Source organism: Pseudomonas sp. BNK-45 (assembly GCF_047456255.1).
Lineage (GTDB): Bacteria > Pseudomonadota > Gammaproteobacteria > Pseudomonadales > Pseudomonadaceae > Aquipseudomonas.
Map to the genome: position 1 here is coordinate 6,063,590 of NZ_CP179909.1, position 16,963 is coordinate 6,080,552.

Sequence of the window (16,963 nt, forward strand, 5' to 3'; positions counted from 1 at the left end):
CGATGGGCGTTGCGCCTTGAGAGTAAAGTCCCTTTCGGCGATTCAGCCATTGCCCCGCTGGCTGAAGAATCGGTTTGCCACCCGTTCCAGCCCCAGGTGTTCGCGCAGGCTGTGCCCCGTGTAGCGCTGGCGAAACAGGCCCCGGCGCTGCAACTCGGGGGTGATCCATTGCACAAAGTCGTCGATGGCCCCCGGCAGGTGGGTGAACAGCACATTGAAGCCATCGGCGGCGTATTCCTCGTACCAGGTCGCCATCTCGTCGACGATCTGCCCCGGCGTGCCCACCAGCACCTTGTGCCCGCTGGCGGACAGGCTGCGCAGCAGTTGCGCCAGCGTTGGCCGTTCCCGGCGGATCAGCTCCACCACCAGTTGCCGACGGCTCTTGTGCCGTTCGGTGGGCGCCGCATCCGCCAACAGCGGCACCTGGGCGTCCAGGGGCAGGCTCGACAGGTCGATGCCCAGGTCCAGCAGGTAGGACAGCGCCTTGAGCTGGGCCTGCGGATCCTGCAACTCCTGCAATTGCTGGTACTTTTCCTCGGCCTCGTTGAGGCTGCGGCCCACCGTGGGGGCGATGCCTGGGAAGATTTTCAACTGCCCGGCCTGGCGGCCGTAAGCGGGAAGTCGTTCCTTGAGCCCGGCGTAGAACGCCTTGGCCTGCTCCAGGTCGGTCTGGGCGGTGAACACCAGCTCGGCGCAACGCGCCGCCAGTTCGCTGCCCGGGCCCGAGGAACCGGCCTGGGCAATCACCGGCCAGCCCTGCACCGGCCGTGGCGCGTTCAATGGCCCCTGGACCTGAAAGTGCTGCCCGTGGTGCTGCAACAGGTGCATCCGTTCCGGGCGCAGCCACTGGCCGCTGGCCGGGTCCCGGGGGAAGGCATCATCGGCCCAGCTGTCCCACAGGCCACTGACCACGTCGAAAAATTCCTCGGCGCGGGCATAACGCTGGGCGTGGCTCATGGGCACGGGCTGATTGAAGTTCTCGCCGCCGATCAGCCCCGTCACCAGGTTCCAGCCGGCCCGGCCCTCGCTCAAGTGATCGAGCGAGGCAAACTTGCGCGCCAGGTTGTAGGGCTCGTTGTAGGTGGTGCTGGCGGTGGCGATCAGGCCGATGTGCCGGGTCACCACCGCCAGGGCCGGCAGCAGGGTCAGCGGGTCCCAGCGCAGGCTGTGGGAACTGCGAGCCAGCACCCGCGGATCGAGATCCCCCACCGCCACGTTGTCGTTGAGAAACAGCGCGTCGAAGCAACCTCGCTCCAGGGTCTGGGCGTAGTGCCGATAGCGCTGGAAATTCAACGAGGCATCGGCATCCGCCCGGGGATGGCGCCAACTGCCGCCGTGGGCCCCGGAGCCGGAGAGAAAGGCCCCCAGCCCCATCTGCCCGCCGCGCTCAGCCATGGCTGGCGCCCTCCTCGGCCGCCGCCACCGGACTCGGCGCGGCGCGCAGCAACAGGCTCACCGCAGCCCAGACCAACAGCGTCGCCAGCGCCAAGAACAGCATCACCCCGCGATAGCCATTGAGAAAGGCGCCCTGGGGGTCATCCAGCGGCGTGGCGGAAAAGTGGTGGAACAAGCCCACCCCCAGCGCCAGTCCGATGCCGCCGCCAACGTTGTGCAGGGTCATCAGCGAGCCCATGGCCACCGAGCCCACGGCCTGGGGCACCGAGGAAATGCCCAGCACCGTCGACGGCCCGAGAATGCTGGCCCAGCCCAGGCCCATGATGACGAAGGCGCCCAGCAGATACGCCAGTGACGTCTGGCGATCGAAGCCGGCCTGCAGCAGCGCCGAGAGCACGAACAGCAGCAACCCGGTCTTGATCAACAGCGCCGGGCCCTTGCGGTCCACCAGCCGTCCCACCAGCGGCGACAGCAACGCCACGCCCAAGGTGGTGGGCAGCAACAGCAGGCCGCTGGCCTGCACCGATGCGCCACGGATCTGCGCCAGGTACAGCGGCATGACGAAGAACGCCACGCAATAGAACAGCGCCAGGCCGAAACTGGCCGCCACCCCGGCGACAAAGCGCCGGTTGGCGAACAGCTTGAGGTCAATGATCGGCGCCGCGACCCGTTTCTCCACCGCCAGGAACGCCACCAGGGCCAGCAGCGCCACGGCGATCAGGCTCAGGGTCAGGCGTGAACCCCAGCCCCAGGCTCCGCCCTGGACGATCACCAGCACCAGGCTCGGCAAGCCGATCAGCAACAGCAAGGCGCCCCAGCCATCCAGCCGCGCACCGGTCTCGGCCGAGCGCGATTCCTTAACGCTGACACTGCAGATGCCCAGGCTCAGCAGCACGAAAGGCACGTTGATCAGGAAGATCCACTGCCAGCCAAAACCACTGGTGATCAGCCCGCCCAGCACCGGCCCGACAGCCAGCCCCACACCGTTGACCCCGAACAGCACGCCAAAGGCCTTGCCCTGTTCGGCGCTGTCGAAGGTGCTGGAGACAATCGCCCCGGAGGCGGTGTAGAGCACCGCGCAGGCCAGCCCCTGGATCACCCGGGCGCCGATCAGGGTGTCGATCTGCGTCGCCAGTCCGGCCGCCAGGGACGCCAGGCCGAACACGCTCAGGCCGATGAACAGCACCCGCTTGCGTCCATGCAGGTCGGCCAGGCGCCCCACCAGCACCATGAAACTCGACAGCGTCAGGATGAAGCCGTTGATCACCCACTGCAGGCTGTCCACCGAAGCCCCGAGATCGGCCTGCAGCGCCGGTAGCGCGGTGTTGACGATGGTGAAATCCACACAGCCGAGAAAACTGGCGATGCTCACACCGAGCAATGCCCACCACTTGCGTTGCTGTTGCGCAAAAACGCTCATGGAAACTCCTTGTCAGTCAAAAAAAACCGCTCTGCAGGCGCCCGCTTGCTGGCGAACAGGCCCTTGAGTCCTGCATCGCTGGCAAGCCAGCTCCTGCATTGATCGCGGCGGGTCAGATGGCGATGGCGCCGCTGGTCCAGTTGGGGTGAATGGCGCCGGGCAAGGTGAACGGAATCGGAATCCCGCGCTTCTTGAACTTCAGCGGCAGCCAGCGCACCCGGTCCGGGCTGTGGGGTTCGATCAGCAGCTCGCGGCTGGTGGCCATGGCGCTGGTCATCTGCTGCGGATAGAGCACGTAGTGGTAACCCTCGTCGGCCCACAGCGGCAGGATGATCGGGATTTCCTCAAGGATGTATTCCCGGCACTGGGCCGCCGCCCGTTCGATGTCCGCCTGTTCATCCCGCAGGCGCAGGCGCTCGGTGAACACGTTGATGGTGCTGTCGATGGCCTGGCGCAATTCCTCGCGCTGCTGATAGATCTGGTCCAGTTGCTGGCGCAGTTCGGCGTAACGGTCGCTGGCCAGTTCCTGGTTCCAGCGGGTGATGTGGTACGGCACCCGCAGGCCGTCGAGGATGCTCTGGTTGCGCGCCAGCCAGGCATCGCCGTCGCGGATCGACGCCGACAGCGCCTCGCCGGGGGATTTGCCGTGCTTGTTGTGGCGTTGCAGGGTGTCGGCGACCACCACCTTGACGTGGCTGAAGCCGGACTGGTTGATCAGGTGGATGGTGGACCGCAGCTTCTGGTCCTCGTGGTATTCCTGGCCGACGCTGACCGCCAGGACCACGCGCTTGCCATCGAATTCGTGCTCCTCGCCGCCCTTGTTGAAGTAGGCCTTGAGGTTGATTTCCTGCACCTTGCTCATGAGTTCAGCTCCAGTAGGCCAAAGGCTGGTGTTCGCCGTAGTAACCGATAAAGACCCCGAGGGTGACCCGGGTGCTGCTGGCCGAAGGGCGGACCGCGTGGATCAGCCGTGGGTTGAGCAGGATCAGGTCGCCGGGCTCGGGCTTGATCACGAAGTCCGGCGGCGGCAGCAGGTGGCGCTCGATGCCGTAGGCCCGCTCGCCCTTGAGGCGGTTGTATTCGTCCTCGTCCGGCTCGATGCCCCAGATCTCCAGTTCACCGCCGTCCTCGGGGATCTCCAGGTAGATGTTGGTCGACAGCTGGGTCAGCAATGGCGGGCTGTGGCCCTCGGGGGCATTGCGTTCGAGCTTGTCGGTGTGGGGCGTGAGATCGACCCCCGAGCCCTGGAAACGGGCGATGCCGACGAAGCATTTCTGCCCGTCCACCTGCAGCAGGTGCGCGCCCTGGGGCCAGACCTCGTCGAGCAACAGGCGCAGCTCGTCGATGGGCGAGGCCAGGGGCCGGAACAGGTTGCGGATCTTGCGGATGTTGGGCAGGGCCAGGGCGTGGTATTCGGCCCGGCTCTGTTCATCCTGGATCTCGATATAGGCCTTGCCGATCCGGACAAACTCCTGCTGCTGGCTGAAGGCACTGCGCAGTTCCTGCCGGTACAGATGCTCCCGCGCCACCTGCAAGGTATCCGGTGGGCAGAAACCTTTGAGCTGAACGCCGTAAGAGCGTTTTTCCACAACATCGAGGATATGCCGCGCTTCAAGTTTGTCGGCAGTAGTGACTGTGAACATGCAAGCTCCCTTATTCCCTGGAAGTAGCGACGAAGTACAAGACTGGCAGAACGTAATAATTTGTTTCAGGGCCACCTTAGGCAGTTGGCAAGACCTTGTGAAATACCCTTTATCTCTAATATCCAAACTTAAAAATGTATCGAAAATCAGGCAAATAGCGGCCATTACCGACAACTTCAACGGTCTGCGCGAACACTATTAAATTTGCTGATAGTTAAGTTAAACAGCGGACATTATTGAAGGGATATTTATTCATTCCTCCCGAGCTTAATTAATAAAAACGCCATCAATTCATTCAACTTCATTGAACTGTTCGTCCATGTAAGCCGCCGCATCAAACGACTTCTGGATGATGCCTTCCTCGCGATACAGATCAGCGGTGTGCTGCACGTCCGCCACCACCGACGGGCCCACGGCAATGCGTCGGGGCACGGAGTAGCGGTTGGAGCGTTCATGGACCTCTACCGGCAGGCCGCTGTAGCCGGCCTGGATGCGGGAAAACTCGGCCTGATGCTGATTGGCCCAGGCATAGGCGCGATCCAGGCGCCGGAGGAAATCGGCAATCTGTGCCGGCTTGTCATGGATCGCCTGATAATTGGCCACCAGCAGCATGTGCCCGGCGAACAGGCCCTCGCCACTGACCAGCACCCGGGTTCCACCTTCCATCTGCACCATGCTGGTGTAGGGGTCCCAGGTCGACCAGGCGTCGGCCTGACCGTTGCTCAGCAAACTGCGGGACTCGGCCGGCTGGAGAAAGATGAACTGCGCATCCGCGCCGTGCAGGCCCACCGAACGCAGCGCTGCCAGGGCCAGGAAATGGCCGATGGAGCCGCGAGTGGTGGTGATGCGCCGGCCCTTGAGGTCGGCGGCATCCCGTAGCGGCGAGTCGTCCCTGACCAGCAGCGCCACCGCCGTGGGCGTGACCTTGAGCTTGATCACCCCCACGGTCTTGATCGGCGCCCCGGCGGCCGCGGCGAACACGAACGGCGCGTCCCCCAGGCTGCCGATGTCCACCGCCCCCGCGGCCAGGGCCTCGGCGGTGGGCGCAGCGGCGGCAAAGGAGGCGAACTCGATGGGGTACGGCACCTGCTCCAGCTCACCGGCGGCCTGCAGCAGGATCTTCAGCGACTGCTTCTGGCTGGACACCCGCAACGCCGGCTGCGCCAGGGCAGTGCCCAGCCACAAACACAACACCAGCCCTTGTAGGAGCCGGCTTGCCGGCGAATGGCCCCTCAACCCTGCACCCGTCATGCGGCCGCCTTCGCTGGCAAGCCAGCTCCTACGAGGTGGATGACTGGCGTGCTTCAGAACACCAGGCTGACACAGCGGCCGTAGGAGCCAGCTTGCTGGCGAACAGCCCCTGAACCCTGCACCCGTCATGCGGCCGCCTTCGCTGGCAAGCCAGCTCCTACGAGGTGGATGGCTGGCGTGCTTCAGAACACCAGGCTGACACAACGGCCGTAGGAGCCAGCTTGCTGGCGAACAGCCCCTGAACCCTGCACCCGTCATGCGACCGCCTTCGCTGGCAAGCCAGCTCCTACGAGAATCATCGTGGTCATGCTCAGAACACCAGGCTGACACAGCGGCCGTAGGAGCCAGCTTGCTGGCGAACAGCCCCTGAACCCTGCACCCGTCATGCGACCGCCTTCGCTGGCAAGCCAGCTCCTACGAGGTGGATGACTGGCGTGCTTCAGAACACCAGGCTGACACAGCGGCCGTAGGAGCCAGCTTGCTGGCGAACAGCCCCTGACCCCTGCACCCGTCATGCGACCGCCTTCGCTGGCAAGCCAGCTCCTGCGAGAGTGATCGTGGTCATGCTCAGAACACCAGGCTGACACAGCGGCCGTAGGAGCCAGCTTGCTGGCGAACAGCCCCTGAACCCTGAACCCGTCATGCGGCCGCCTTCGCTGGCAAGCCAGCTCCTACGAGGTGGATGGCTGGCGTGCTTCAGAACACCAGGCTGACACAGCAGCCGTAGGAGCCAGCTTGCTGGCGAACAGCCCCTGAACCCTGCACCCGTCATGCGGCCGCCTTCGCTGGCAAGCCAGCTCCTACGAGGTGGATGGCTGGCGTGCTTCAGAACACCAGGCTGACACAGCGGCCGTAGGAGCCAGCTTGCTGGCGAACAGCCCCTGAACCCTGCACCCGTCATGCGACCGCCTTCGCTGGCAAGCCAGCTCCTGCGAGAGTGATCGTGGTCATGCTCAGAACGCCAGGCTGACGCGGCTGTAGTAATAGCCACCGCCCAGGCCATAGGGCGAGAACATCCCGTATTCATAGGTCCCCGCCCAGGCCTTGAGGCCGATCTTGTCCGGGTACACGTCGAACAGGTTGTTGGCGCCCACCGCCACGGTGAGGTTCTGGGTCACGTCGTAGGCCACGTCCAGGTCGGTGATCCACTTGGCGCTGTAGGTGCGGTCGTTGGCCGGGATGTTCGAGCCTTCGGTGTACTCGCCAAAGCGGGTCAGCTGCAGGTTGGTGGTCCAATCGCCGACCTTGTAGTTGGTGGACAGGATCCACTTGTCCTTGGGTGTGGATTTAGTCAGGTCGATCTGCTGCTGGCGGTCGAACAGCACGTAGCCGGCCCCCAGGCGCGACAGCGCCGCCGGGGTGTCCGCCAGGTCGCGGATGGTGGTCTTGTTGTGGTTGTAGGCCAGGCTCCACTTGGCCGTGCCGTACTCGCCGAACGACTGGCTGTAGTCCGCCACCAGGTCGACGCCCTTGGTCCGGGTGTCGGCGGCGTTGGTGTAGTACTGCCCGGCGAGGTTCGGCGACAGGCCGTTTTCCACCAGGATCTGCGACACCGCCGGGCCCTTGAGGATGCCGGTCTGGAGGATGCGCTTGTCGATGTCGATCAGGTAGAAGTCGGCGGTCAGGCGCAGGCGTTCGGTGGGTTCGGCGGTGAAGCCCAGGCTGTAGTTGCGCGAGGTTTCCGGCTCCAGGTCCTTGGCCCCCAGGGCAATGGCTTCCGGCGAGTTGGGGCGCATCTGCTTGGTGCGCACCGAGCTGGTGGTGCCGCCCGCGCCGAACTGGGTCACGGTGCTGGTGGTGGAGAACACGCTCTGGGCCAGGGACGGCGCGCGGAAGCCGTTGCTCACCGCCGCGCGCACCGCGTAGCCGGGGAGGAACTCGTAGCGCGTGGTCAGCTTGCCGCTGGTGGTATCGCCCACCCCGAGGTTGTACTTCTCATAGCGCGCCGCCGCGCCGACGTACCAGTTGGGGGTGATGTTCAGGCCCAGGTCCACATAGGCCGCCTCGCTGTGACGCTTGAGGCTGTAGGCGTCTTCCGGGGTGGTGCCGTTGACCGAAAACAGCCCCGGGTCCGGCACCACGCCGGCAAAGGGGCCGGTGGCCGGCACATAGCTGCCCTGGTTGTAGGAATTGGGTTCGCCCTCCTCCAGGGCGTATTTCTCCCAGCGGTATTCCACCCCGAAGGAGGTTTCCAGCGGGCTGCTCCAGCCGATGTCCAGGGCCCGGGAGAAGTCCAGGTTGTTGGTCCACTGGTCGAACACCAGATTGCCCAGGTGGAAGTCGTGCTGACCGTAGGGGCCGTTGGAGATGTTCAGGTTGTTGGCGGTGTCCAGCACCCCGCGGTCCTTGCCGTAGGTGCTGGACAAATCCCAGTCCCAGCCGCCCGCCAGGCCCTTGGCGCCACCGGCGACCTGGAAGTCGGTCTCGCGGATTTCCCGCCGCGCCTGGCCGCCATTGGGGTACGGCGCATTGGGCACCCCCGCCAGGCTGGTGATGTCGGTGGGCTTGCGATGGCCCAAATCCTTGTTGCTGTTGCGGTAGCTCAGGGTGGAAAACGAATACAGCTTGAGGTCGTCGGCCAGGGGCAGCTCGGCGTTGTAGGCCAGGCTGGTGGTGCGGTCGCGGCCCAGGCCGTATTCGGTGCCCCAGCCCTGGCGATTGCTTTCTCGCGGGTCCGGCGAGCCGTCGGCCTGCTTGAAGTACAGCTGGCCGCTGGCGGCGCTGGAGCGCTCGTAGGGCTCCTGGATCTTGGCGTCCCAGGACAGGTTGAAGAAGCCGCCGTCCTCCCCCAGCTTGTTGCCCCAGTTGAAGGCCTCGTGGCCGGTGGTGCCGTCGCCGTCGTAGTACTGGCCCAGGGTGGTGTCCGAGGTCAGGCCCTCGGCGTTGCGCTTGAGGATGATGTTGATCACCCCGGCGATGGCGTCGGAGCCGTACTGCGCAGCAGCACCGTCGCGCAGCACTTCGATGCGCTCGATGGCGGCGGTGGGAATCAGGTCCAGGTCCACCGGCACCGAGGCGTTGCCGACCCGCGCACCGTTGTTGATCAGCGCCGAGTTGTGCCGGCGCTTGCCGTTGATCAGCACCAGCACCTGATCGCCGCCCAGGCCGCGCATGCTCACCCCGCGCACCAGGAAGGCGGTGCCGCCGCCGTTGATGGTGGGCACGTTGAACGACGGCAGCAGGCGCCCGAGCATTTCTTTCAGGCCGTTCTGGCCGATGCTGCGCAGCTGTTCGCTGTCGATCACATCGATCGGCGCCGGGCTGTTGGTGACGGTGCGCTGCTGGCTGCCGCGCACGCCGGTGACCACTACGGTGCCGAGGGTTTCATCGGCGGCCAGCAGCTCCACCGGGGTTGCCAGGCTCAGCAGGCCAAGGCTCAGGGGCGCGGCGCCGAGGACGATTTTATGCAAGGACATACTCATGACTTCAGATCCTTTGACAGGCGCCTCAGCGCGCTCGGGCGGCGACGGTTTCGACTTCGATCAGGGCCCCGGGCAGTACCAGCCCCGCCACTTGCACCGTGGTCCGGGCCGGTTTGAGCGGCTGTTTCTCGGTGCCGAAAAACTCGCGAAAGGCCACTTGCAGGCCGCCAAAATCCAGCTTGCCGCCCAGGGCCGGATCGCCCACCAGGTAGATCCGCAGCTGCACCACATCCCCCAGGGTCAAGCCCTGGCCGGCGAGGATCGTCTGCACCTTGCGCAGCACCTCGCGGGCCTGGCTCTCGGTATTGCCAGCGGCGTGGATCTGTTCCTTGGGCGCCTTGGGGTCCACCGGGTCCGGCAGCAGGCCGGAGAGGTAGGTCACCTCGCTGTTGGCGGGCAAGGTCACCGATTGCAGGATCGGCGAATGGGGATAGGTGGACGGCACGCGCTGGATCCCCGCGGCCCAGCTGCTGCTGGCGGCGCACAACAGCCCCAGCCCTACGACGGTGTTTTTCAAAGACATGCAAAGACGCTCCAAGGTTGTGTTTGCCAGCCTCGGAGGTCCGCTACCCGGCAATGGGTGACTGCTGTTTTATGAGTGCTCGGCTTTTTCAGGCCGTTTGCTGTAGCGACGAGCCTTGCGCCCGTTGAAAAAGGTGGCGCACCACGCGCCGCGCGGCGCCGGCGGCGGCTTCCTGCCAGATGCCCACGCCGCTGTGGGCCAGGCCATCGCTGGTCAGGTAGACCCGGCCCTGGGGCTGGTTGAGCAGGCTGTAGTCCGGCTCGGCCACTTCATGGCTGATCCAGGGGCCGAAGTTGTAGGGGATCTTGCCCCAGGCAATCACCAGCGGCTTGCGCAGTTCATGGCTGTGGCCGGGGTGCAGCAACTCCACCGCTTGACGGGAAATCTCGATCTGCTGGGCCAGGCTTTTCTCCCCGAACCTGCGGGCGGTTTCACCGTTGTTGTAGGCCGCCACCAGCACCCCCTCGGCCTGGTTGAAACCACCGCTGGGGTACCACAGCCCGGAAGCCTCCTGATTGATGAACGACAGCCCGCCGTAGATCTGGTACTGGCTTTCCCAAAAGCGCCGCGACTGCCAGGCCACCTTGTTGGCGTAACCGAACTGCACCGCGCCGATGGCCTGACGCACCGGGGTGCTGAAGTTGTTCTCGACCTTGGCCAGCAGCGGCAAGGGCAGGGAACTGATCACGTAGTCGACCTTGAGGCTCTGGGTGCGGCCGCTGCGGCGATCCAGGTAGACCACCTCGGCACCGTCGGCCCGGTTGGTGATGGAACGCACCTCGCTGTGCAGCCGCAACTGCCCTTGCAGACGCCGGGCAAACGCCTGGGGGATGCGATCCATGCCACCCACCGGCTGGAACATGGTGGGCGAGAATTCCGGGTATTCATCGATCATCAGCGCCGTGGTCAGCGCCGGGTTGAGCAGGGTCTGCAACGGCAGCGGGTCGTTCTTCTGCGCCAGCTGGTCACCGGCGCCGGGCCAGACCTTGTAGCCCGAGCGCGCCGAGCCCAGGTATTCGAGCTTGTCGGAAAGGTCGCCCCAGGTTTTCAGAAAGCTCAGCAGATTGCTGCGATCGGCAGCCGTCAGCTCCTGGTCCAGGGCATGCCGGTTGACCGCCTTGGCCAGCAGTTCGGAAAAATGCCCGCGGCTGTCGTTGACCGCCTGACGGATCTGCAACGCCGGCTGATTCAGGTCCGGACGCACCAGGGCATTGCGGCTGGTGTTGACCAGCACCTCCAACTCCACCCCCAGCTCGCGGCAGTAGCCGAGCATCAACTGGTGATGGCTGGGCAGGCGGCCGGCCCCGGCATTGAGGTAGAAACCGTCGTCGAACTCGGCGACCTGCACACTGCCGTCGCTGTACTCCACCCGATCGCCGCCGCGCACCGTCCAATTGCGCCCGCCGACCCGGTCCCGGGCTTCCAGCAGCGTGACCTTGAACCCGGCCTTGTTCAGCTCATAGGCGCTGACCAGGCCACCGATCCCGGCGCCGATCACCACCACCGAAGCGCCCTTGCCCACCGCCGCGCTGGGCAGCGACGCATAGTTCTCCTCGAAGGCCTCGGCATTGCCCGAGCCACCGAACAGGCCCATGACCGCGCTCGCCGCCTGGACCCCGCCGACAGCGGCGATACGGGCGATCAATTGTCTTCTGGTCAGTGGCATGCCAGCGCTCCCTGCTGCGAATGGATAGTGCGTTCGGTTATAGCCCGCGGACTTATGCAGTCACTTGGGTCTATGGGAAGCCATCCTAGGGGCGCTCATTTAATAAGAGAAATACATTTTAAGCATATGCAAATATTACTTTGTTTCATATTCAGGCACGCAAATACTGCACAAGACGCATGAACAACAGTGACTAGCCAGTCGCAGGACAATCCAGCTCGGCCCGCGGGTCTACACCGGGAAAAACCGTTTGCAACGTATTTATTGAACAGTAACATTTTCAATGTTACCGTTCTTAAATCATGTTAAAAGGACACCGAGCATGAACCCCGAACTCCAGCACAGGGCTCCCCAACTGCCTGCGCTCGCCTCCTACATCGAGACAGTGCTCGGCGATACCCCAAGCTTCAGCGCCTGGGATCAAGCCCCCAACCTTCCCTACTACCTCAACAGCCACTATTGCCTCCTGCACATGACCCTGCTCGGACAAGCCTGCGTGGTCTTGCTGGAGAACCCGCAGCAAGCGGCCAGCTTGCCGGACGTGAAAAAGCACATGGATACGCTGCGCAAGCTGACCCAGGCCCCCCTGATCTTCGTGGCCGAGGCCCTGGCCTCCTATGAGCGCAAGCGCCTGATTGACAAGGGCGTGCAGTTCATCGTCCCCGGCAACCAGCTGTTCATCCCCGAACTGGGGCTTGATCTGCGGGAGTACTTCCGCGCTCGACAGGAAAAAATCACGCTCATGAGTCCGGCCACCCAGGCCATGCTGATCCACCTGTTGATGAATCCCTCGCCGCCCTCGTTGCAGTTGTCCCAATCGACGCTGGGCTACCCGTTCAAGTACTCCAAGATGACCGTTTCCCGCGCCGTCAAAGAGCTGAAAGAACTAGGTTTGATCGTGGTACACAACGACCGGCAAGCCCATATCGAGATCCAGGTTTCGTCGCATCAACTCTGGGAAGACGCCAGGAAGCACATGCGCTCCCCCTTGAAAAAGACCCTGTGGCTGAACCAGATCCCGCACTTGAATCACACGCCACTGCTACTGGCAGGCGAGTCGGCGCTGCACGAGCACAGCCTGCTGATGGAACCCCGGCTGCCGGTTTACGCCTGCTCCAGTGAAACCCTGGCCACGCTCCTGAAGGACTGCCCGGCGCTGAGCGAAGTTGCCCCCGAGGACGCCGTCTGCGCATTGCAGATCTGGTCCTACGAACCCACCGTCTATGCTCGGACAAAGGATGGCTGTGTCGATCCTTTCTCGCTGCTCCTGAGCTTGCAGGACAGCAAGGATGAAAGGATCCAGATCGGCTTGAGCCAAGTGGAAGGAGACTTGAAATGGTAAGGGGGCTGGATCGCTTCCGTGAATACTTCACCGACTACGCAGACCGCTACGTGATGATCGGAGGCGTGGCCGCCTACCTGAGCATGGAAGAAGCCGGCCAGGCGTTCAGAGCTACCCGAGACCTGGACATCGTCCTGATCATCGAAGCGCTGGCCCCTTCGTTTGTCGCTCGGTTCTGGGAGTTCATACGAGCCGGCGGTTATCAGATCAAGCAACGCAATGACCAAAGGCCGATTTTCTATCGTTTCATGGCTCCGGCCGATACCCGCTTCCCTGTACAGATCGAACTGTTCTCACGCAGCCCGGAAGGCATCGATCTGGCCGAGGGCGCGACCTTGAGTCCTATTCCTGTCGACGAGGCCGTCTCAAGCCTTTCGGCCATCTTGCTCAACGACCAGTACTACGACTTTTTACTCGCAGGCATGCAGCAGATCGACGCTATCACCCACATCGGGGCGGACCGGCTGATTCCCCTCAAGGCCCATGCCTGGCTGAACCTGACCGAGCGCCAGGGCAAGGGGGAGCAGATCGACAGCAGGAACATTCGCAAACACCGTAACGATGTCTTGAGCCTCTCGGTCCTGCTTGCTCCCCACTCAACCCACCTGCCCGGTCCAATAGCTGAAGACCTGCATCAGTTCCTGCGGCAACTGGCCGAACAAGCCGTGGATCCTGCCGCCATAGGGCTGACAGAGAGCCTGCAAGAGCTGATTTGGCGCATCCGGCAAGCCTTTCACCTGGCCTGAAACACTCAACCTCCTAGCCAGCGTGAACGGCCTGCGCCGCCGCCAACACCCGCAGCAGATTCCCACCCCAGATCTTCACCATATCCGCTTCGCTGTAACCCGCCGCCAGCAGGCGTTCGGTGATTCGCGCCAGCTGCGTCACATCCTCCAGCCCCTGCACCCCGCCGCCGCCATCCCAGTCGGCACCGATGCCCACATGGTCCGGCCCCACCACGTCAAGGATGTGCAGCAGATGGCGCATGTAGTCGTCCAGGCTGGCCCTGGGCTGCGGGTATCGAGCCTCGACCTGGCGAATGCGCTCAGCCAGGTCCGCCACCTGCCCGGGGCTCAGGCTCGCCGCCAGGCGAAACTCGCGGTACAGCGGCCCCAGGGCCTTGTCGCGCTCGGGGTTGGGCGCGTGGTTGATCAGGTCGCTGGGAAAGCTGTTGACCTGCACCACTCCGCCCCTGGCCGCCAGCTGGCGCAGGCGCCGGTCATCCAGGTTGCGCGGATGGGCGGTGATCGCCCGGCTGCTGGAATGCGAGGCAATGATCGGCGCGCGGGACAGGGCCAGGACCTGGTCGAATACCTGATCTGAGGCATGGGACACGTCCAGCAGGATGCCCAGGCGATTGGCCTCGGCCACCAGTTCGCGCCCCGCCGGGCTCAGGCCGTGCCACTGCGGCAGGGCGGTGGCGGAGTCGGCGAAATCGTTGTTGGCCGAGTGCACCAGGCCGAGCATGCGCAGGCCCTGGCGGTAATAGGTGTGCAAGCGGGCCGGATCGGCGGCCAGGGGCTCGGCGTTCTCCATGCTGATGAAGACCACTCGCTGGCCACGGGCGACGATGGCCGGAACATCGCTGGCCTGCAGGGCCAGGGCGAAATCATCGGGGTGGGCGGCGATCAGGTCGCGGATCCGCGCCAGCACCGCCAGCCCATGTTCGCTGGCCAGGGTCCGGCCCTCGGCGTTGAGCGGGCCCTGTGGGGTGAAGATGGCCCAGAACCCGCCGTCCAGCCCGCCCTCTTTCATCCGTGGCAGATCGACCTGGGACAGGTCGTCCCGATAGTCATGGCGCTGAGTGATGTCCCACCCGGGGCGGGCCAGTTGCATAGGGGTATCGAGGTGGCTGTCGAGCACCGTCAGGCGCTGGTGCAACGATTGCGCCGGGCTGGCGGCCAGCGCCCAGGGGCTGACCAGCGCCAGGCACAGCAAGGTTCGAGAAAACATCGGGCCTCCTGACCAATCAAAGAAATCGCCCCATCGGATCGTGGGAGCGGGCTTGCCAGCGAAAGCGGCCCTGAGATCGTTGCAAGGCTCGAGGGCCTATTCGCCGGCAAGCCGGCTCCTACGCAAATATCAACATGGGCGTGTACCTGTAGGAGCTGGCTTGCCAGCGAAGGCGGCCCCGAGATCGTTGCAGGGCTCAAGGGCCTATTCGCCGGCAAGCCCGTTCCCACGGAAATATCAACATGGGCGTGTACCTGTAGGAGCTGGCTTGCCAGCGAAGGCGGCCCCGAGATCGTTGCAGGGCTCAAGGGCCTATTCGCCGGCAAGCCGGCTCCTACAAGGGGTCATGACCAGTGGAAGCTGCGGTCCCACAGCCCGGAAACATCCAGCTGCTGGGGCAGGACGCCGGCTTCGAAAAACAGGTCGGCCACGTCCTGCTGGGATTTCACCGCCGCGTCGTCCACCGGTTGCAACAGTCGTGGGCCGCTCTGGGCGCGGTATTGGGCCAGGAACACTTCCCGGGGCATGCCAAGAATCTTGGCGCTCTTGGTGGCCCATTCTTCGGGATGGCTGGCGATCCATTGCCAGGCGCGGTACTCGCGCAGGATGTAGTCGGTGATCGCCGCGTGCTTGAGCGGGTCGGCAATGCTGTTCTGGTTGGCGGCGATCACGTAGTTGCCGGACAGGTAGCCCTGGCCGGTCTTCAGCACCCGGGCCCCGGCCCGCAGTTCCGCCAGTTGGATGAAGTAGCCGAAGCTGACCCAGGCATCCAGGGCGCCGTTCTGGAAGGCGGCGAAACCGTCTTGCGGGGTCAGCGCCATGGGCACGATGTCGGCAAAACCCAGGCCCTGTTCCTTCAGTGCCTTGAGCAGAAAGTAGTGCGAGCTGGTGGAGCGGATGTAGCCGATGCGCTTGCCCTTGAGCTCGGCCACCGACTGCACCGCAGAGCCCTTGGGCACGATGAAGGCCTGGTTGTTGACGTCGCCGGTGAGCACCGCGATCAGCTTCACCGGGGCGTGGTTCTTGATGCCGAAGATCGGCGGGATCTCGCTCATCGGCGAGATGTCCAGGGTGCCGCTGACCAGGGCCTCGAAGCTCAGGTTGCCGCCGGTGAACTCGGCGTACCTGACCTTGTAGGGCGGCGGCTCGATGCCCGCCTCGGCAAAGAAGCTCGGCGCCGCGCCCTTGTAGGTGGCGACATTCAGGGTGACCCCGGATAGATCCACGGCGGCCCCCAGGCCCAGGCGCGGCAAGGCGGCGGCCAGGCCGGCCAGGGCCGAGAGTTGGAGAAAGTGACGACGCTGCATGGGCAAGGGTCCTTAATCGAGAAAATCCGGTTCTTCACGCACGATCCGTTCGCGGTAAGGCTGGAAGCTGAACCAGCCGCCGAATTCGGTGCCGACCTGGCGCGCGGTGTGGCGCGCCACCTCGTGGGGAATGAGTCGCGGGGTGCCGGCGGCTTCCGCCAGCAGCTGGGTCTGGGCGGCGTTGTCCATGGCGATGAAGCGCCACACCGCCGCCTCGACGGTTTCGCCCACGGTCAGCAGGCCATGGTTCTGCAGGATCAGCGCCTTGTGCCCCTGCAGCGCGGCGGCGATCCGCGCGCCTTCGCTGGCCTCCAGCACCACCCCGGAGAAGTTGTCGAACAGCCCGTGCTTCTCGTAAAAGGCGCAGGCGTCCTGGGTCAGCGGGTCCAGCAGGCGGCCCAGGCTCGACCAGGCCTTGCCGTGCAACGAATGGGCATGGGCCGCGGCCACCACTTCGGGATGGGCTTCGTGCAAGGCGGCATGAATGGCGAACGCCGCGAGGTTCAGCGCCCCCTCGCCTTCGATCACCGCGCCTTCGGGGTTGACCAGCAGCAGGTCCGACACCCGCACATGGCCGAAATACACCCCCACCGGGTTGACCCAGAAATGGTCCGGGCGCCCCGGGTCGCGCACGGTGATATGCCCGGCGCCCCCCATGTCGAAGCCCAGCCGGGCGAACACCCTAAAGGCCGCGGCCAGGCTTTGCTTGCGCTGCTGGCGCTCCAGCTCGACCGTGGCCTGCTGGGGCGGGTGCTCCCAGCGAAGCACCGTATGGCCATCGCGGGGCAAGTCATACACCGCGGGACGAAAATGTGCGGTCATGTCCGCTCTCCTTGAAGTGGTCATCGATACCCTGCGCGCAAAGGCCCGCAGGACCTTGCTTGGCGATCTCCCGCCAAACCTGCAGCAACCTTGAGAACCTCGCGTCCCTTCGGGCCGTTCGCAGCCTGCGGCAGCGGCTACACCTATCCCGGCCCGACATGGGCCCTGTAGCCGCTGCCGAGCCTGCGAGGCTGCGCAAAGGCCCGCAGGGCCTTGCTT

General features: G+C 64.6%; 13 protein-coding genes. 2 read left to right on the plus strand and 11 right to left on the minus strand.

The window, feature by feature from the left end; all coding sequences use genetic code 11:
* Positions 1-42 precede the first annotated feature (42 nt).
* From ACMGG8_RS27510 to ACMGG8_RS27545, 8 genes are all read right to left on the minus strand, one after another.
* On the minus strand, positions 43-1,395 hold the full coding sequence (locus tag ACMGG8_RS27510; RefSeq protein ID WP_414158778.1) for an LLM class flavin-dependent oxidoreductase: 1,353 nt from the start codon (positions 1,393-1,395) through the stop codon (positions 43-45).
* On the minus strand, positions 1,388-2,815 hold the full coding sequence (locus ACMGG8_RS27515) for an MFS transporter (RefSeq protein WP_414158779.1): 1,428 nt from the start codon (positions 2,813-2,815) through the stop codon (positions 1,388-1,390). The genes ACMGG8_RS27510 and ACMGG8_RS27515 overlap by 8 nt, the downstream gene beginning before the upstream one ends.
* Before the next feature lie 112 nt (positions 2,816-2,927).
* Positions 2,928-3,677: a tRNA-dependent cyclodipeptide synthase gene (locus tag ACMGG8_RS27520; RefSeq protein ID WP_060837942.1), complete on the minus strand. Its 750-nt coding sequence runs from the start codon at positions 3,675-3,677 to the stop codon at positions 2,928-2,930.
* Between the two features lie 4 nt (positions 3,678-3,681).
* Positions 3,682-4,458: a 2OG-Fe(II) oxygenase gene (locus tag ACMGG8_RS27525; RefSeq protein ID WP_414158780.1), complete on the minus strand. Its 777-nt coding sequence runs from the start codon at positions 4,456-4,458 to the stop codon at positions 3,682-3,684.
* 291 nt (positions 4,459-4,749) lie between these two features.
* Positions 4,750-5,838, minus strand: coding sequence for an aliphatic sulfonate ABC transporter substrate-binding protein (locus ACMGG8_RS27530; RefSeq protein WP_414158781.1), 1,089 nt, complete (start codon positions 5,836-5,838; stop codon positions 4,750-4,752).
* An 824-nt stretch (positions 5,839-6,662) separates the two neighbouring features.
* On the minus strand, positions 6,663-9,131 hold the full coding sequence (locus ACMGG8_RS27535; protein ID WP_060837939.1) for a TonB-dependent receptor plug domain-containing protein: 2,469 nt from the start codon (positions 9,129-9,131) through the stop codon (positions 6,663-6,665).
* Between the two features lie 25 nt (positions 9,132-9,156).
* Complete coding sequence (locus ACMGG8_RS27540; protein ID WP_414158782.1) at positions 9,157-9,654, minus strand: RidA family protein; 498 nt, start codon at positions 9,652-9,654, stop codon at positions 9,157-9,159.
* 88 nt (positions 9,655-9,742) lie between these two features.
* The gene (locus tag ACMGG8_RS27545) at positions 9,743-11,320 is read right to left on the minus strand and encodes a flavin monoamine oxidase family protein (RefSeq protein ID WP_414158783.1); all 1,578 of its coding nucleotides are present in this window, start codon (positions 11,318-11,320) and stop codon (positions 9,743-9,745) included.
* 322 nt (positions 11,321-11,642) lie between these two features.
* Between ACMGG8_RS27545 and ACMGG8_RS27550 the strand changes: the two genes are divergently transcribed.
* Together ACMGG8_RS27550 and ACMGG8_RS27555 are read left to right on the plus strand one after the other, a co-directional pair.
* Positions 11,643-12,662, plus strand: a complete 1,020-nt coding sequence (locus tag ACMGG8_RS27550) for a hypothetical protein (protein ID WP_414158784.1) — start codon at positions 11,643-11,645, stop codon at positions 12,660-12,662.
* Complete coding sequence (locus ACMGG8_RS27555) at positions 12,656-13,408, plus strand: hypothetical protein (protein ID WP_414158785.1); 753 nt, start codon at positions 12,656-12,658, stop codon at positions 13,406-13,408. The genes ACMGG8_RS27550 and ACMGG8_RS27555 overlap by 7 nt, the downstream gene beginning before the upstream one ends.
* A 13-nt stretch (positions 13,409-13,421) precedes the next feature.
* Here the strand turns inward: ACMGG8_RS27555 and ACMGG8_RS27560 are convergent, their stop codons facing one another.
* The 3 genes from ACMGG8_RS27560 to ACMGG8_RS27570 all read right to left on the minus strand — a co-directional run bounded on the left by ACMGG8_RS27560 (position 13,422) and on the right by ACMGG8_RS27570 (position 16,744).
* A complete protein-coding gene (locus tag ACMGG8_RS27560; protein ID WP_414158786.1) occupies positions 13,422-14,615 on the minus strand; it encodes a dipeptidase in 1,194 nt (397 codons plus the stop codon).
* Positions 14,616-14,959: 344 nt separating this feature from the next.
* Entirely contained in the window at positions 14,960-15,922 is a 963-nt protein-coding gene (locus ACMGG8_RS27565; protein ID WP_060837934.1) for an ABC transporter substrate-binding protein, read from the minus strand.
* 12 nt (positions 15,923-15,934) lie between these two features.
* Positions 15,935-16,744, minus strand: coding sequence for a class II aldolase/adducin family protein (locus tag ACMGG8_RS27570; protein WP_414158787.1), 810 nt, complete (start codon positions 16,742-16,744; stop codon positions 15,935-15,937).
* Positions 16,745-16,963: the final 219 nt, after the last annotated feature.

Bases quoted from the DNA above. Each gene is read 5' to 3' on its own strand.
- ACMGG8_RS27510 (WP_414158778.1), bottom strand. From the start codon at position 1,395: ATGGCTGAGCGCGGCGGGCAGATGGGGCTGGGGGCCTTTCTCTCCGGC.
- ACMGG8_RS27515 (WP_414158779.1), bottom strand. From the start codon at position 2,815: ATGAGCGTTTTTGCGCAACAGCAACGCAAGTGGTGGGCATTGCTCGGT.
- ACMGG8_RS27520 (WP_060837942.1), bottom strand. From the start codon at position 3,677: ATGAGCAAGGTGCAGGAAATCAACCTCAAGGCCTACTTCAACAAGGGC.
- ACMGG8_RS27525 (WP_414158780.1), bottom strand. From the start codon at position 4,458: ATGTTCACAGTCACTACTGCCGACAAACTTGAAGCGCGGCATATCCTC.
- ACMGG8_RS27530 (WP_414158781.1), bottom strand. From the start codon at position 5,838: ATGACGGGTGCAGGGTTCAGGGGCTGTTCGCCAGCAAGCTGGCTCCTA.
- ACMGG8_RS27535 (WP_060837939.1), bottom strand. From the start codon at position 9,131: ATGAGTATGTCCTTGCATAAAATCGTCCTCGGCGCCGCGCCCCTGAGC.
- ACMGG8_RS27540 (WP_414158782.1), bottom strand. From the start codon at position 9,654: ATGTCTTTGAAAAACACCGTCGTAGGGCTGGGGCTGTTGTGCGCCGCC.
- ACMGG8_RS27545 (WP_414158783.1), bottom strand. From the start codon at position 11,320: ATGCCACTGACCAGAAGACAATTGATCGCCCGTATCGCCGCTGTCGGC.
- ACMGG8_RS27550 (WP_414158784.1), top strand. From the start codon at position 11,643: ATGAACCCCGAACTCCAGCACAGGGCTCCCCAACTGCCTGCGCTCGCC.
- ACMGG8_RS27555 (WP_414158785.1), top strand. From the start codon at position 12,656: ATGGTAAGGGGGCTGGATCGCTTCCGTGAATACTTCACCGACTACGCA.
- ACMGG8_RS27560 (WP_414158786.1), bottom strand. From the start codon at position 14,615: ATGTTTTCTCGAACCTTGCTGTGCCTGGCGCTGGTCAGCCCCTGGGCG.
- ACMGG8_RS27565 (WP_060837934.1), bottom strand. From the start codon at position 15,922: ATGCAGCGTCGTCACTTTCTCCAACTCTCGGCCCTGGCCGGCCTGGCC.
- ACMGG8_RS27570 (WP_414158787.1), bottom strand. From the start codon at position 16,744: ATGACCGCACATTTTCGTCCCGCGGTGTATGACTTGCCCCGCGATGGC.